At 37.0% G+C, this 14960-nt stretch carries 17 protein-coding genes and 1 other annotated feature; of the genes, 5 read left to right on the top strand and 12 right to left on the bottom strand.

The window, feature by feature from the left end; genetic code table 11:
- Positions 1-10: 10 nt before the first annotated feature.
- The 7 genes from spxR to PCY08_RS02390 all read right to left on the bottom strand — a co-directional run bounded on the left by spxR (position 11) and on the right by PCY08_RS02390 (position 5587).
- Positions 11-1288: a CBS-HotDog domain-containing transcription factor SpxR gene (gene spxR, locus PCY08_RS02360; RefSeq protein WP_223141092.1), complete on the bottom strand. Its 1278-nt coding sequence runs from the start codon at positions 1286-1288 to the stop codon at positions 11-13.
- A complete protein-coding gene (locus PCY08_RS02365) occupies positions 1281-1832 on the bottom strand; it encodes a GNAT family N-acetyltransferase (protein WP_049525843.1) in 552 nt (183 codons plus the stop codon). Before PCY08_RS02365 ends, spxR begins: the two co-directional genes overlap by 8 nt.
- Before the next feature lie 16 nt (positions 1833-1848).
- On the bottom strand, positions 1849-3108 hold the full coding sequence (locus PCY08_RS02370; RefSeq protein WP_045763439.1) for a UDP-N-acetylglucosamine 1-carboxyvinyltransferase: 1260 nt from the start codon (positions 3106-3108) through the stop codon (positions 1849-1851).
- 528 nt (positions 3109-3636) lie between these two features.
- A complete protein-coding gene (rpmA, locus tag PCY08_RS02375; protein ID WP_000916509.1) occupies positions 3637-3930 on the bottom strand; it encodes a 50S ribosomal protein L27 in 294 nt (97 codons plus the stop codon).
- Positions 3931-3946: 16 nt separating this feature from the next.
- Positions 3947-4291, bottom strand: coding sequence for a ribosomal-processing cysteine protease Prp (locus PCY08_RS02380; RefSeq protein ID WP_000613695.1), 345 nt, complete (start codon positions 4289-4291; stop codon positions 3947-3949).
- A 15-nt stretch (positions 4292-4306) separates the two neighbouring features.
- Complete coding sequence (gene rplU, locus PCY08_RS02385) at positions 4307-4621, bottom strand: 50S ribosomal protein L21 (RefSeq protein ID WP_000109137.1); 315 nt, start codon at positions 4619-4621, stop codon at positions 4307-4309.
- Between the two features lie 35 nt (positions 4622-4656).
- Positions 4657-4836, bottom strand: a sequence feature (ribosomal protein L21 leader region).
- Between the two features lie 64 nt (positions 4837-4900).
- On the bottom strand, positions 4901-5587 hold the full coding sequence (locus tag PCY08_RS02390) for a YoaK family protein (RefSeq protein ID WP_301559300.1): 687 nt from the start codon (positions 5585-5587) through the stop codon (positions 4901-4903).
- A gap of 145 nt (positions 5588-5732) precedes the next feature.
- Between PCY08_RS02390 and PCY08_RS02395 the strand changes: the two genes are divergently transcribed.
- Both PCY08_RS02395 and PCY08_RS02400 read left to right on the top strand, forming a co-directional pair.
- Positions 5733-6710, top strand: coding sequence for a Gfo/Idh/MocA family protein (locus tag PCY08_RS02395; RefSeq protein ID WP_301559301.1), 978 nt, complete (start codon positions 5733-5735; stop codon positions 6708-6710).
- A complete protein-coding gene (locus PCY08_RS02400; protein ID WP_301559302.1) occupies positions 6707-7789 on the top strand; it encodes a DEAD/DEAH box helicase in 1083 nt (360 codons plus the stop codon). Before PCY08_RS02395 ends, PCY08_RS02400 begins: the two co-directional genes overlap by 4 nt.
- A gap of 117 nt (positions 7790-7906) precedes the next feature.
- Here the strand turns inward: PCY08_RS02400 and PCY08_RS02405 are convergent, their stop codons facing one another.
- A complete protein-coding gene (locus tag PCY08_RS02405; protein ID WP_301559303.1) occupies positions 7907-8284 on the bottom strand; it encodes a DUF1934 domain-containing protein in 378 nt (125 codons plus the stop codon).
- 71 nt (positions 8285-8355) lie between these two features.
- On the opposite strand from PCY08_RS02405, the gene PCY08_RS02410 reads away from it, so the two are divergent.
- Together PCY08_RS02410 and yidA are read left to right on the top strand one after the other, a co-directional pair.
- Positions 8356-9660, top strand: a complete 1305-nt coding sequence (locus tag PCY08_RS02410; protein WP_001003468.1) for an HD domain-containing protein — start codon at positions 8356-8358, stop codon at positions 9658-9660.
- 12 nt (positions 9661-9672) lie between these two features.
- Positions 9673-10479 (top strand): sugar-phosphatase, encoded by an 807-nt coding sequence (gene yidA / locus PCY08_RS02415; RefSeq protein ID WP_301559304.1) that lies wholly within the window; start codon positions 9673-9675, stop codon positions 10477-10479.
- A gap of 355 nt (positions 10480-10834) precedes the next feature.
- On the opposite strand, the gene PCY08_RS02420 is transcribed toward yidA, so the two are convergent.
- The 4 genes from PCY08_RS02420 to PCY08_RS02435 all read right to left on the bottom strand — a co-directional run bounded on the left by PCY08_RS02420 (position 10835) and on the right by PCY08_RS02435 (position 14453).
- Positions 10835-11548, bottom strand: a complete 714-nt coding sequence (locus tag PCY08_RS02420; protein ID WP_301559305.1) for an ABC transporter — start codon at positions 11546-11548, stop codon at positions 10835-10837.
- A 5-nt stretch (positions 11549-11553) separates the two neighbouring features.
- Positions 11554-12225, bottom strand: coding sequence for an ABC transporter ATP-binding protein (locus tag PCY08_RS02425; protein WP_301559306.1), 672 nt, complete (start codon positions 12223-12225; stop codon positions 11554-11556).
- A gap of 167 nt (positions 12226-12392) precedes the next feature.
- Positions 12393-13700, bottom strand: coding sequence for a sensor histidine kinase (locus PCY08_RS02430; RefSeq protein ID WP_301559307.1), 1308 nt, complete (start codon positions 13698-13700; stop codon positions 12393-12395).
- Between the two features lie 9 nt (positions 13701-13709).
- The gene (locus PCY08_RS02435) at positions 13710-14453 is read right to left on the bottom strand and encodes a response regulator transcription factor (protein WP_301559308.1); all 744 of its coding nucleotides are present in this window, start codon (positions 14451-14453) and stop codon (positions 13710-13712) included.
- Positions 14454-14566: 113 nt separating this feature from the next.
- On the opposite strand from PCY08_RS02435, the gene PCY08_RS02440 reads away from it, so the two are divergent.
- A complete protein-coding gene (locus PCY08_RS02440; protein WP_301559309.1) occupies positions 14567-14926 on the top strand; it encodes a hypothetical protein in 360 nt (119 codons plus the stop codon).
- Positions 14927-14960: the final 34 nt, after the last annotated feature.

Consider the following 14960-nt stretch of genomic DNA (forward strand, 5'->3'; position numbering starts at 1 on the left):
TCTCCTAGTTTTAATTAATTTTTACAGTAACATTTGCTTTTGATACGATTTGATGATTGATATAAATGTCATAGTCAATAATGGCTGACCTTCTCGTATGATGAATAATTCTAGCCTGAATTCGCAAGATATCATCAATCTGAACAGCCTGTAAAAAGTAAATCAACATCTGTTCAATGATGAGATTACGTCCGCTATTCACGACCAGATCCTGCGTCATATGGGTCAAAATTTCTGAAAGAACTCCATTTGCAAGGACTCCATTTTTTTCCAACATAAATGGTTCAACCGTAATGACAACTTCATCATGGTGGTAAGATAACTTCTGACCAACCTGTTCTGAAAATGTTGGTAATGCTGAAACTTGAGAGCGGCTCATCTTTTCCATGACATCCCGTCTAGTAATAACACCAAGTAAGGTTTGATTGCTACGAACAACTGGTACCATTTCAAAGTCTTCAGCAATCATTCTCTGGCTAACGTTAGCGATATTCGTCGCTAAACCAGTCATGTAGACTGTCCTTGTCATGACCTTATCTATCGTTGTACCAGGTGATTTATCTCCAGCATCACGCATAGTAACTACACCAACAACAACCTGATGCTGATTGATGACAGGGAAACGGCTCGTTCTATTCTTACGAACCAAGTCTAGATAATCTTTGACAGTATCCGTTTCCTGTAGAAATCCATATTCATGACTAGTACGATATATTTTTTCAACCGTCAAAATATCTGTCTTGATCTGAACGTTGGACAAAGCTCTGTTGATCATAGTCGCAATTGTAAATGTATCATGCTTACTGCGTAATACTGGAATATTTTTCTTATTGGCAGATTCTAAAACATCTTCGTGAACTTCAAATCCACCTGTTACCAAGACAGCATTTTCATTTTCAAGTGCCAATAATTGGATTCGTGTTCGATCTCCTACGATAAGTAAGCCGCTATCATGAAGATAAGAAAGAATATTCTTTTCAGTCATCGCTCCAATGGAGAATTTACTAAATTCTCTGTCCAATCCAGCTTGACCAGCTAAAACTTCCGAGCCTGTAACTTCTGCAATTTCTGCGAACGTTAATTTCTCAATAGCTACTTTTTTTGACTTTACACGTACTGTTCCACTTCGAGGACGTGTTTCAACAAGTCCCCTATTTTCAGCTTCTTTGATAGCCCGATATGCCGTACCATCACTTACTCCCAGCCGATTTGAAATACTACGAACACTGACACGCTTCCCAACTGGTAATTCTTCCAAGTAGGCTAATATTTCTTGGTGTTTACTCATTTAGATTTCCTTTTGTATAACGGAATTCTAGATAATCCCGCATCTTTCGGGTATAACGATCGCTACCTTTAAAACGACGATAAAGAACAAAATCTGATTTTTCTGCTACTTTCTGACTAGCAACATTTTCTAGATGTGTCACAATCGAAAGTTGCTTCAATGCAAACTCGTTCATGGATAAATCTCGTAATTTGGTAACTGCTTCAGTCATATAACCCTGAGACCAATAGTCTTTCTTTAAAAAATAGCCAATTTCTGCTTCTTTCTTAATTTCATCAAGTTTTTCAAACTTGATAGCTCCAATCATTCGTTGCTCTTTTTTATCACAAATAGCCCAAATTCCCAAAGGTGATTTCATAAAATAATTGGCAAGAGCATACTGACTTTCTTCAATACTTGCTTGTGCAGGAAAGATAAATTGAAGATTTTCAGGATCTGATGCAAGTTGATGAAAATCATCTACATCTGTAAAAAAGAAGGGACGGAAATATAAACGTTCCGTCTCATAGAAAGAAAATTTTGCTAATTTAGTCCAGATATTCATTGCAATCCTCAAAGTGCTAATCTTCGATTAGCTCAATATCTGCTCCAAGATTACGCAATTTTTCGATAATATTCGAGTAGCCTCGAAGGATGAATTCAACATTGGTAATCTCTGTTTTTCCTTCAGCCATCAAGCCAGCAATAACCAAGGCAGCTCCAGCACGTAGGTCTGTCGCCTTAACTTTTGCACCCTGCAAAGGATTTCCACCCTTATAAAGGATGTGGTCGTTTGTTGTTGAAATATCTGCGTTCATTTTGGCTAATTCAAAAACATGGTTGACACGTTTTTCATAGATTGTATCAATCAATGTGCCACGACCTTCTGCTTTTAATAGCAAAGGAGTAATAGGCTGTTGAAGATCTGTTGCGAAACCTGGATAAGGAGCTGTCTTGATATTAACAGCCTTTAGATTTGTTTGCTCTTCTACGAAAATACTGTCTTCAGAAACAGTCATGTGAACACCCATTTCTTCAAGTTTAGCAATAAATCCTTCTAAATGCTCATAAAGTACATTATTAATTCGAATTCCATGGCCTACTGCAGCAGCCATTGAAATATAAGTACCTGCTTCAATACGGTCTGGGATGACTTGGTGACGTGTTCCATGAAGGCTATCTACACCATCAATAGTAATCATATCAGTACCTGCGCCACGAATGTGAGCTCCCATATTGTTTAATAATGTAGCCACATCAATGATTTCAGGTTCGCGAGCAGCATTTTCAATAACTGTTCGACCTTTGGCTTTTACTGCTGCTAGCATCGTATTGATTGTCGCACCAACACTAACAGTATCCATATAGATATGCGCACCATGTAGACTTGATCCTTGGGTTGAGAGGTTCATATTATCTCCCTCGTAGGTTGTCTTAGCTCCCATAGCTTCAAATGCTTTTAAATGCAAATCAATCGGACGTGGTCCTAGGTCACACCCTCCAGGCAAACCTACAGTTGCTTCACCAAAACGTCCTAGAAGACTACCGTAGAAATAATATGACGCACGCAAGCTATTAATTTTACCATAAGGCATTGGTTTATTTTGAACACCACGAGGATCAATTTCAAGAACATCGTCATAACGCTTGACACTAGCTCCCATGATCTCCATAATCTCAATAAGACTAGCTACATCAGAGATGTCTGGAACACAATCCAAAATCACAACATCATCTGATAAAATAATGGCAGGAATCAAGGCAACGACACTATTTTTAGCGCCACTAATCGTAATTTCACCTTTCAATGGTCTCCCACCGTTAATGACAATTTTTTTCATTTTATACTCTTTCACTATTTATTAAGAAGGTCTCACCCTATATTATACCATATTTCTTACTAATAGCCAATCCTATAAAATAATTAAGCCTAGAACTATCTTGATATTAAAGACGATAACTTTGGTTATATCAGTTAGAATTATCATACTTATCAAAGCTAGTAAAAATCTTCCTCACCTGTATTTTTAAAGCTTGTAATAAAATAATTACTGCACATTTTTAGTTAGTGATTTGTTAAAGAAAGAATGGCTTTATAAGTATATGCGATAGTATATACACTTTTATAAAATAAGAAATTAATACTCTTCGAAAATCAAATTCAAACCGCGCCAACGTCGCCTTGCCGTACTCAAGTACAGCCTGCGGCTAGTTTCCTAGTTTGCTCTTTGATTTTTATTGAGTATAAACCGATGATATTGTACAAAAATTTTACATAAAAATCATTCTGGGTACCAAAATGGGTATCAAAACAAAAAAATAGGCTCTCCGAAAACTCAGAAAGCCTTATTTAATGCTACTTAGAGCGATTATTTTGCGATTGGGTAAACAGAAACTTGTTTTTTATCGCGACCTTTACGTTCAAAGCGTACTACGCCTTCAACTTTAGCGAACAAAGTATCGTCTCCACCACGTCCAACGTTTACACCTGGATAGATGTGTGTACCACGTTGACGGTAAAGGATTGATCCACCTGTTACAGTTTGTCCGTCAGCTGCTTTAGCTCCAAGACGTTTTGCTTGTGAATCGCGTCCGTTTGATGTAGAACCTCCACCTTTTTTGTGGGCGAAAAGTTGCAAGTTGTTAAGAGTCATTTTTAACATAATGTTTTCCTCCGTGTTAGTTTTCTGTGATAACTCTGGTTTGGACGAACTCAGAAGAGTCCTCCGATAAGGTTGCCATACCCAAGAAAAATGATTCAAAAAATAACTGCGTCATTTCTCTCTGGTGTGAAGGAAGGTCTCTAGGAATTTCAACCATCAGATAGCCACCTTCATCTTCGTTTAATTCTAAGATTGGTTCATAGCCTGCAAATTTCTCAATCGAATTGATAAAGTTAATGGCAAGCGTAGAAACCGATGCACACACGACATCAAAGCCGTATTCGCCACTCTCGGCGTGTCCAGTAATTTCCGCACTCCTCAGCTCGCCATCTTCGGCTCTCTCAAAGACTGCTTGTATCATGTGTTCTCCTTAAAATTAAGCGTTGATTGCGTTGATGACAACTTTTGTATATGGTTGACGGTGACCTTGTTTACGGTGGCTACCTTTTTTAGGTTTGTACTTGTAAGTAACAACTTTCTTTTGTTTTCCTTGTTTTTCAACAGTTCCAACTACAGTAGCTCCAGCAACAAGTGGAGTTCCGACAACAGTGTTTTCACCACCAACAAGAACAACTTCGTTAAAAGTAACTTCTTGACCAGCTTCAACGTTCAATTTTTCAACGTAGATTGCTTGACCAACTTCAACTTTAACTTGTTTTCCGCCAGTTTTGATAATTGCGTATGTGCTCATTATGCACCTCCTATGATTTTTTGGGGTTTCCCCGTATTTTTGTGAAGACTCGCCTAGCATCGTGGGACGAACCACTTAAAAGAAGAGCTCTAAGTATAACAAAGAATAAACTAGGAATTGAGCCAAAGACATAACTTATGTTAGGCAAGGCGATAATGACGAAGTTTAAATTTGTTATACGACGAGCAACGATGTTCGTGCGGTTGCACAGGACTGTGCATAGTCAACTCTTCAAGTATAGCATGATTCCTAGTTTTTGACAAGTATTTATCATCGAATTTAAACTTTTTCTCTTATTTTTTTCCTCCAAGATGCAAAAAGCATACTTAGATAAAAAAAACTCATCATGATTGGAATCCCTAAAATTGTTTTTTCTTCATAAAAAATACTCAGATAAGCTGATACAACAACCCCAAGCACAAAACTCGACAGCAAGCTAACAAAGATGAGACCTTCTCTTAAAAAAGGTGTATGTTTTGTGCGAACATATTCGCCAAATGCTAACATAGTTCGTTTGATATTTCCAGTCATAAAAGCATTGTTGTATGCAATTCCTGAAACTTCTCCGAAAGCTGTTGTTACAAGTCCCATACAAAATGCTAACGGTGGCACTATGTATATATTATCAACCGTCAAGGGAACAAATCCTATAATCAAAGATAAAATTGCTAGTGGAATAAGGGATAGAATTGGTTTTCTTACAATCCTCAACTTTTCTTTATAGACTGTCAAGAGGAAAACACCTACCATAAAGGAAATCAAGGTCATTACCTTTGCACTGGCATCTGAAACATTGTCTTGAATGAGACCAACGGAAAGGAAAACGACATTCCCCGTTTGGCCTGCAACTAGAGTATTCCCACGTATGATAAAGGTATAGGCATCTACATAACCCGCACAAAAAGTCAAAAAAAGCGCCAATCTTTTTGAATGACGAGAAATTTTTCTCATAGGTAATAATCTCATACTACACTCCTATTTTTTCTGAATCTATTGTACCATTTTTTGAGGAAAATTCGAAGTGTCAAATAAAAGAATTGTCTCCCTTTGGCTAGTTTAGTCTATCTGTGATATAATGAAAGCAGTCATTACTTGTAGAAAAGGAGATTTCATGCTTAAACTCGGTATTATCGGTACTGGTGCAATCAGTCACCACTTTATAGAAGCTGCTCATACTAGTCAGGAATTCCAGTTAGTGGCTGTTTATTCAAGAAAGCTCACGACTGCTCAGCAATTTGCTAGTTCCTATACAGATGTTAGTCTATTTGATAATTTAGAGGATTTCTTCCAGTCTGATTTTGATATTGTCTATATCGCAAGTCCCAATTCTCTGCATTATACTCAAGCCAAGCTTGCTCTAGCATCAGCTAAACATGTTATCCTTGAAAAACCAGCGGTGACTCAACCACAAGAATGGCAGGATTTAGTTGAAATAGCTCAAGAAAATCAATGTTTTATCTTTGAAGCAGCAAGAAACTATCATGAGGAAGCCTTCACCGTTATTAAAAACTTCTTAGCAGACAAACAAGTTTTAGGTGCAGACCTCAACTATGCCAAGTATTCTTCTAAGATGCCAGCCCTTCTTTCCGGAAACACTCCGAATGTATTTTCAGACCGTTTTGCTGGTGGGGCTCTCATGGACTTGGGAATTTATCCGATCTATGCTGCGGTTCGCTTGTTTGGAAAGGCACTTGATGCGACCTATCAAGCTCAGCAACTATACAACACCATTGATTTAAATGGAGATGGTATCTTATCTTATCTTGAATATCAAGTTCACATCAAGGCTGGTAAAAACATTACTTCTAATCTGCCTTGTGAAATATATACAACAGATGGAACATTGACGCTCAACACTATTGAACATGTTCGATCAGCTATTTTTACAGATCATCAAGGTAATGAAACACATCTACCTATTCAGCAAGCACCTCATACCATGACTGAGGAGGTCGCTGCTTTTGCTAACATGATCAAACAGCCAAACCCAGAACTTTACCAAGCTTGGTTAGAGGATGCGTCACACGTCCATAACCTAATTTACACTATGCGCCAGACTGCTGGCATTAGATTTGAGGCAGAAAAATGAAAACCAAACTACCTACAGAATGGCTAGAGCTAACCGAACAACTCGGCTTTCAAGAATTCACCCCCATTCAAACTCAGCTTTTTGATCCGATTTTAGACGGTCAAACCCTCCTTGGAGTCAGTCCAACTGGTACAGGAAAAACTTTAGCTTATCTCCTACCAAGTCTTCTCCGTCTCCAAAAGAAAAAAGCGCAGCAACTATTGATTTTAGCACCAAATACTGAACTGGCTGGTCAGATTTTTGAGGTAACTAAAACTTGGGGTGAAGCAATTGGCTTGACTGCTCAACTATTCCTTTCTGGTTCGAGTCAGAAACGTCAAATCGAACGACTAAAAAAAGGCCCAGAAATCCTTATTGGAACTCCTGGTCGTATCTTTGAATTGATCAAATTGAAAAAAATCAAGATGATGAATGTGGAAACGATCATTCTTGACGAGTTCGATCAGTTGCTAGATGATTCTCAAATTCACTTTGTTGAGAAAATCACTCACTACGCACCTCGTGACCACCAACTCATCTATATGAGTGCCACTACCAAGTTTGACCGAGATAAGATTGCGCCCAACACGCGCACCATTGACCTTTCAGATCAAAAGCTAGACAACATTCAACACTTCTACATGCAAGTAGAGCAACGACACAGAGTAGATATGCTTCGTAAACTGGCACATGTCGAGGATTTCCGTGGCCTAGTCTTCTTTAACAGCTTGTCAGACCTTGGAAGTGCAGAAGAGAAATTACAGTATCGCGATGTTTTAGCTGTTTCACTAGCTAGCGATGTCAACGTTAAGTTCAGAAAAGTTATTCTCGAAAAATTCAAAGACAAGCAACTAACACTGCTTCTTGCAACAGATCTTCTAGCTCGTGGTATCGACATTGATAGCTTGGAATGCGTGGTTAACTTTGACGTTCCTAGAGATATGGAAACTTACACTCACCGCGCTGGCCGTACTGGACGTATGGGCAAAGAGGGCTATGTAATCACGCTTGTAACACATCCCGAAGACATCAAAAAGCTGAAGAAATTTGCAAGTGTACGTGAAATTGTCTTGAAAAATCAAGAACTCTATATCAAATAGAGGCTGGGACAAAAATCCCAACCTCATTTTTTATTAGCAAAAAAACTTTGACCTGCTAGTTGATTTGGAACTTCGAAATCGAAACTTTATCTACTGATTTCTCCTCCACCGGCTTTCTTATCCCCAGGTAATTTCTAAGCGATAGTTTGCAAATGGAGTTCCTTCTTTGTTTTGTAGTTGATAGGCTAGTTCAATCTTTTGTTGTTCAACTTGATAATGGCTTGTTTGAATGATAAACTCCTGTATCCCCATTGGTGTAGGAATATAGGCTAAACTATCAGCTTCCTTCAGAAAACGCATGATGGTCTTAGGGTTGGAAAATCGAGACATCACCAACTCTGTATCATTAAACTTGAGTACCACTTTTTCCTTCTCTTCATTGTAAAAAAGGAGATAGGAAAAATCACCTTTCTCGCGTAACTCAACGTCATAAAGTTGGTCGATCACTTCCAATTGTTCATCAAATTGGATGGTATTTCTCATTCGAATCTTCACTTCAAGTCCTCTTTCTACACTCTTATCCTACTATTTTACCAAAAACTGTAGCTTTTTGCTATAATGGTTTTATGAATGAAAAAGTATTTCGTGACCCTGTTCACAATTATATCCATGTTGATAATCAGATTATCTATGACTTAATCAATACCAAAGAATTTCAACGGCTTCGTCGTATCAAGCAGCTCGGCACATCTAGTTATACCTTTCATGGTGGAGAACATAGTCGTTTCTCTCACTGTCTGGGTGTTTACGAGATTGCACGTCGCATCACCGAGATTTTTGAGGAAAAGTATCCTAAGGAATGGGATCCTTCGGAGTCCCTCCTAACCATGACTGCAGCACTCCTTCATGACCTAGGACATGGTGCCTATTCGCATACTTTTGAAAATCTCTTTGATACCGATCATGAGGCGATTACGCAGGAAATTATCCAAAGCCCCGAAACAGAGATTCACCAGGTTCTTTTACAGGTAGCTCCAGATTTCCCCAAAAAGGTAGCTAGTGTTATAGACCATACTTATCCAAATAAGCAGGTGGTCCAACTGATTTCGAGTCAAATCGATGCAGATCGTATGGACTATCTCTTACGTGACTCCTATTTTACAGGGGCTTCTTATGGGGAATTTGACCTAACACGTATCTTACGAGTTATTCGCCCTATCGAAAACGGAATTGCCTTTCAACGAAACGGGATGCATGCCATCGAAGACTATGTTCTTAGTCGCTATCAAATGTATATGCAGGTTTATTTCCATCCTGCTACACGTGCTATGGAAGTCCTTCTGCAGAATCTTTTGAAACGTGCTAAAGAACTTTATCCAGATAATAAGGACTTCTTTACACTGACATCCCCGCATCTACTGCCATTTTTCGAAAAGAATGTGACCTTGACTGACTATCTGGCTCTGGATGATGGTGTGATGAATACCTATTTCCAGCTCTGGATGACTAGTCCTGACAAGATACTAGCAGACCTGTCACAACGTTTTGTCAATCGCAAGGTCTTTAAATCCATTACCTTTTCACAAGAAGATCAAGAACAGCTTGCATCTATGAGAAAACTGGTTGAAGATATCGGCTTTGATCCAGACTACTACACAGCTATTCATAAGAACTTTGACCTTCCTTATGATATCTATCGTCCTGAATCTGAAAATCCACGAACGCAGATTGAGATTATACAAAAAAATGGAGAACTAGCAGAACTCTCTAGCCTGTCTCCTATCGTTCAATCCCTTGCTGGCAGTCGCCACGGAGATAATCGTTTTTATTTTCCGAAAGAAATGTTAGACCAAAACAGCATCTTCGCAAGCATTACCCAGCAATTTTTACACTTGATTGAAAATGATCATTTTACACCAAATAAAAGCTAAAAGAGGAAATTTATGAGTATTAAACTAATCGCTGTCGATATCGACGGAACCCTTGTCAACAGTAAGAAGGAAATCACTCCTGAAGTATTTGCCGCTATTCAAGATGCCAAAAAAGCTGGTGTCAAAGTTATGATTGCAACTGGACGTCCTATCGCAGGAGTTGCCAAACTTCTAGATGACTTGAAATTAAGAGATGAAGGTGACTATGTAGTGACCTTCAACGGTGCCCTTGTTCAAGAAACTGCTACAGGACATGAAATTATCAGCGAATCCTTGACTTATGAAGATTATCTAGATATGGAATTTCTCAGTCGCAAGCTCGGTGTCCATATGCACGCTATTACCAAGGACGGCATCTATACTGCTAATCGCAATATCGGAAAATATACCGTTCACGAATCAACCCTTGTCAGCATGCCAATCTTCTATCGTACACCTGAAGAAATGTCTGATAAGGAAATCGTCAAATGTATGTTTATCGATGAGCCTGAAATTCTGGATGCCGCTATTGAAAAGATTCCTGCAGAATTTTATGAGCGCTACTCCATCAACAAATCTGCTCCTTTCTACCTTGAGCTCCTTAAAAAGAATGTAGACAAGGGGTCAGCTATTACTCACTTGGCTGAGAAACTAGGATTGACCAAAGATGAAACCATGGCTATCGGAGACGAAGAAAATGACCGTGCCATGCTCGAAGTCGTAGGTAACCCAGTTGTTATGGAAAACGGAAACCCAGAACTCAAAAAAATCGCCAAATACATCACCAAATCTAATGACGAATCTGGCGTTGCTCATGCCATTCGAACTTGGGTGTTGTAGAAAGAATAGACAGAATAGACAAAAACCGCTCTGCTGAGCGGTTTTTACTATGTTAGAACTCAATTTCAAGTATTGGTTGTACAGTTACTTAAATTTTGAGAGTAGAAAAACTGTATTTGATGGGAGAATTAACACTACTATAAATCAAAGACATTTTCATGATCCATTTTATTCCATAGTCATTGACCAAAATATAATTTTTGGTCAAAATTTGGTCATGTTTTGGTCAAAAAGACAAAAAATACTAAATTATTTTTAAAAATGAATGTAAAATATGGGCAAGCTTCTTTATTAGATTGCTTCAAAAAAACAAAAACAGAGCCAGCAGCTATTTCTAGTTGCTGGCTCTTTCATTTTATTTTACAGTTGCTAACTTCACTTTAGGGACAAGGAAATATAGTGGAATGATATTCAAGATAAATACTCCAATAAAGAGTGCCACATCTTTGACATCAATACTCGTTGAAGAACTTAGAGCATTCACGATATTGGTGTAATAGTACCCTGGGAAAATCATTTGAGCTTTACTAATAAATTCCATGAATCCTCCTTCGGCACCAAGAGATGCAAATGGAATAATTGTCATAGAAGCTAAAATAATTACTGGGAAGCTAACCGTATCAATAATTTTCTCATCGAGTCTAACTCCAATTACAAAACCAATAATACTAAAATAAATCCCCATAACGCTTAGCAAGAAAAATTGAACGACTAATTGACTATTTAGCGGAAGGCTAAAAAAGATAACGCCAACCGCTAATACCACAACAAAAATTAAGGTGTTTAGCACCAATTGTAAGAGAGTTTGGTCAAGTAAATAATTTTTTACGGTATATTTAGAAAACTTTGATTCGAATGAGTAAAAATCGATATTTGACGAAATCCGTTTGCTAAAGGTAGCGAGACTATTCCCGATAATCCCAATAAACACTGCAATCCCCAGCATTATATTGGGTGTGATTCCTTGTTGAATATTGTATAGAAATACATACCATGCCACTGGAATAAAAATTGTAAATAATAAAAATCTTTTATTATCAAGGACTTGTTTTAATTGAATGAGTTTCATAATCATTATCCCTCCATTTTCACTTGTTCTCTATAGAACTGTTCGATTGTTTGGCCATTGTGGTGAATATCCTCTACACTTTTCTGTGCAGCAATACGACCATCCTTTAAAATCAGGACTTTTGTAAAGAAATGATCAATTTGGTTAAAGTCGTGAGTGACGACCACCGACGTAAAGTTTTGCTCTTCTAAAAGATGCCAGAAATTATCAACAGACTCTAAATCCATACCGGTAGTTGGTTCATCAAGAAAGATTAGTCGAGGTTCATTTAAAATTGTTAATAATAATGAGAGCCGTCTCTTTTGTCCGCCAGAAAGCCCCAACACATATTGATTCTTAAATTCCGCTAATTCCACCATTTTCAGTAATGCATCGATATCGATATTTTCTAATTGATTCATATAGCATTTGAGCAATACTAAATCTCCCACTTTCAAATCATCAATCAAAATATCTCCTTGTGGCATCATGCCGATTTCCGTTTGAAAATCAAGGGGTGTTTCGATGCACCCTGCATTTGCTTCTAGTTGACCTGCTATAATCTTTAGTAGTGTACTTTTTCCTGCTCCGTTATTTCCAAGTAAGGCAACTTTATCTCCCTCTTCTATCGTGAAGGAAACACCTTTTAAAACCTCTTTATTTTTAAATGATTTTTTGATTTCTGATACTTTAAACATATAAGCCTCCAGGCGTTTGTATTATTTATGAATTTAGTTTACTATATCTGCTTCCACAGAAAATCAAATTATCAAAAACGGTCACTGAAATGTCACAAACGGTATTTTTTATCATGAAAGCACAAAAAAACTAAATAGCAATCACTATTTAGTTTAGATAAATTCTTTTATTGAATAAAAGTAATTGTTTGAGAAAATTGGTAGTTTGCACTTTTAGTGCTGATTGAACATTTTGGATAACGTTCCATGATTTGTTGTACATTATAGAGTCCAAGACCACGTTCGTCTCCTTTTGTGGATACACCGCGTTCAAACAAATGGGTCACATCCACCTTCTCAGCATCAGTCGTATTTTCAACCACCAAAATCAATGCCATCTCACTCTTAATTAATGCAACGGAAAGTTTAGCGTGTTTAACATTCTGACTAGCTTCAATCGCATTATCACAAAGAATGGATAAAATCGTTATGAAATCTAAAATTTCTATTTGGAAATCATCTAGCGGTTCTTCCACCTCAACGGTTATATCTATTCCTTTATTTTGCGCCTCTAATAACTTCGCAGACAATACACTTTTAACAGCATCATTCTTAATATTACTTAGTCGTGCGATATCAAATTTCTTATCGTAAAATGACTTTCCACTCTCTTTCAGAACATCCTCATAAATACGTTGAATTGAATTCAAGTCTTGATTTTCAATCCCTAGTTTCAAACTCGTTAAAATATTTAGATAGTCATGTCTAAAACTGCGAATTTCACTGTAAAGAGATTCCACATGATGACTATAATTCGATAATTCTTTTAACTGGCGGTCCTTCTGCGCTACAATTTCTTGTTCGAGTTTTTCTTTCGAACTTGCATTGACATATAAGAGCATAATGAAAAATAAAATAATATATAGATTATTAAGCTGTCCTCTCCACATATCTGCATCTGACAATTGATTTCTTAAAATAACAAACAAAGAAACCAGTATGATATAGAGTATCATCGATAGATTAATAATCAGTAAAATCGTATTAAAATATTGACGTTTAAATCCTTCTTTTAAATCTTTAAAGTCAATCTTTAACGAATGAATAATGAGTAGATATGCTGGGAAAATGAGCAATTCAATCAGAATATCATATCCGCTAATCGTCGCTTCATTAAATACTGTAATTCCTAACATCGGAAACACATTATAGCCTAGCATACGTCCAAATAGACTTTCCACAATAACTGGATACAATCCATAAAACAGATTCATCATCCGATTCTGACCTTTATTAATATAAAAGCAATAGGCAATATACATAATAAAAGAACCAAAATAAGCGATTGGTGGCACTACGATAAAGAGACCAACAAAGGCCACTGGTATTATCAAGAACCATTTCCATTTGATTGGAAATTCACTAATCTGTTTAAAAATCAACATCTGTGCCAGTATTTTTAAATAAACATTCGCTACATTTAAAAATAATTCCATAAAATCATCCTAACAATTTAGTGTCTTTACTTTTTCAAGCAGTCCTTTATATTTCATACGGGAGATCAAACAACTATCATTATTTTCGAAAAAAGCAATCTTTTCTTCTTTATCGATTTTTACAATATTAGCCGGATTTACCACAAAAGACCGGTGACAACGATATAAGCGTGGATCTGTTTTCTCTATCTCCGTAATTGTTGCATAGAACTCTAATCGCTCATCTTTTGTATGTAAAATCACCTTATGAATCGTTGGTGAAGTCTCAAAGTATAAAATATTGTTGAACGGTACTTGAACATGAGCCATCGCAGTCTCGAAAGTAAAAGCATCTTCAGAAACTGTTGTTCCAGCTTTTTCAATCGTATATTCGATAGCGGAACAAATACGCTCTGCAAATTCTTCTTCCGAAAGTGATTTATCAATAAAATCAAGTGCGGCTACCTTGTACTTGAAGGTAATTGGCATAAACTCTGAATGAGTCGTGACAAACACGATTGTCGCATTTGGATCTTTCTTTCGAATTTCTTTTGCGATATCCAGGCCTTTCTTTTCTTCCCCTTTAATTTCAATGTCTAGGAAGAATATTTGATGTGATCCTCTTTCAGTGATTGCTTCCACTAATTGATGAGGTTTGCCAAAAATCTTCGGAGGTTTACATTGTAATGATTTTTGAGCAATCAGTTCTTGAATCACATTCTCGATACGAGATTGCTGCAACAACTCATCTTCTAATACGAAAATACTTAACATTAGCTTTCCTCCTTTAGGACAGATGCCGAATACGACAGATTTCTATCCTTTTATGACATTTTCAAAATGAATACTTTCACTCCATGTACAATAAATTCGATTGGAGGAAAAATATGATTCAATGGATACAATATTATTGGTTACTTCTGGTTCTGAAAAAATATATCAGACAACATAAACTACCTGTAACCATTCATTCTACATTCCCAATGATACAACTTCACACCAAAAGGAATTGGTTTTATTTTATCACAATTACTGCTCCTTGTAAGTTGTCAACCACGGTAAATCGAATTCGACGACAGCATCTTCATGCAAAAATTATTCTAGTTGCTCCCAACGTTAACTACTCTGAAATCTTCAAAGCTCATCTAGAACTATTTGGAATTGTGGATACAAAACAACCACTATTTATGGTGATTGATGAATTGAATGAGTATTTAGAGTTTTTATTTCAACCTAAATTTGATTAAATTCTTGAAAAAATCATGGGGAATCTAAACTCTT

It is taken from the genome of Streptococcus sp. SO4 (genome assembly GCF_030440055.1).
Classification (GTDB): Bacteria; Bacillota; Bacilli; order Lactobacillales; family Streptococcaceae; genus Streptococcus; species Streptococcus nidrosiense.

Excerpts from the sequence above, each read along its gene's own strand:
- spxR (WP_223141092.1), bottom strand. The coding sequence starts at position 1,288 with ATGAGTAAACACCAAGAAATATTAGCCTACTTGGAAGAATTACCAGTT.
- PCY08_RS02365 (WP_049525843.1), bottom strand. The coding sequence starts at position 1,832 with ATGAATATCTGGACTAAATTAGCAAAATTTTCTTTCTATGAGACGGAA.
- PCY08_RS02370 (WP_045763439.1), bottom strand. The coding sequence starts at position 3,108 with ATGAAAAAAATTGTCATTAACGGTGGGAGACCATTGAAAGGTGAAATT.
- rpmA (WP_000916509.1), bottom strand. The coding sequence starts at position 3,930 with ATGTTAAAAATGACTCTTAACAACTTGCAACTTTTCGCCCACAAAAAA.
- PCY08_RS02380 (WP_000613695.1), bottom strand. The coding sequence starts at position 4,291 with ATGATACAAGCAGTCTTTGAGAGAGCCGAAGATGGCGAGCTGAGGAGT.
- rplU (WP_000109137.1), bottom strand. The coding sequence starts at position 4,621 with ATGAGCACATACGCAATTATCAAAACTGGCGGAAAACAAGTTAAAGTT.
- PCY08_RS02390 (WP_301559300.1), bottom strand. The coding sequence starts at position 5,587 with ATGAGATTATTACCTATGAGAAAAATTTCTCGTCATTCAAAAAGATTG.
- PCY08_RS02395 (WP_301559301.1), top strand. The coding sequence starts at position 5,733 with ATGCTTAAACTCGGTATTATCGGTACTGGTGCAATCAGTCACCACTTT.
- PCY08_RS02400 (WP_301559302.1), top strand. The coding sequence starts at position 6,707 with ATGAAAACCAAACTACCTACAGAATGGCTAGAGCTAACCGAACAACTC.
- PCY08_RS02410 (WP_001003468.1), top strand. The coding sequence starts at position 8,356 with ATGAATGAAAAAGTATTTCGTGACCCTGTTCACAATTATATCCATGTT.
- yidA (WP_301559304.1), top strand. The coding sequence starts at position 9,673 with ATGAGTATTAAACTAATCGCTGTCGATATCGACGGAACCCTTGTCAAC.
- PCY08_RS02420 (WP_301559305.1), bottom strand. The coding sequence starts at position 11,548 with ATGAAACTCATTCAATTAAAACAAGTCCTTGATAATAAAAGATTTTTA.
- PCY08_RS02425 (WP_301559306.1), bottom strand. The coding sequence starts at position 12,225 with ATGTTTAAAGTATCAGAAATCAAAAAATCATTTAAAAATAAAGAGGTT.
- PCY08_RS02430 (WP_301559307.1), bottom strand. The coding sequence starts at position 13,700 with ATGGAATTATTTTTAAATGTAGCGAATGTTTATTTAAAAATACTGGCA.
- PCY08_RS02435 (WP_301559308.1), bottom strand. The coding sequence starts at position 14,453 with ATGTTAAGTATTTTCGTATTAGAAGATGAGTTGTTGCAGCAATCTCGT.
- PCY08_RS02440 (WP_301559309.1), top strand. The coding sequence starts at position 14,567 with ATGATTCAATGGATACAATATTATTGGTTACTTCTGGTTCTGAAAAAA.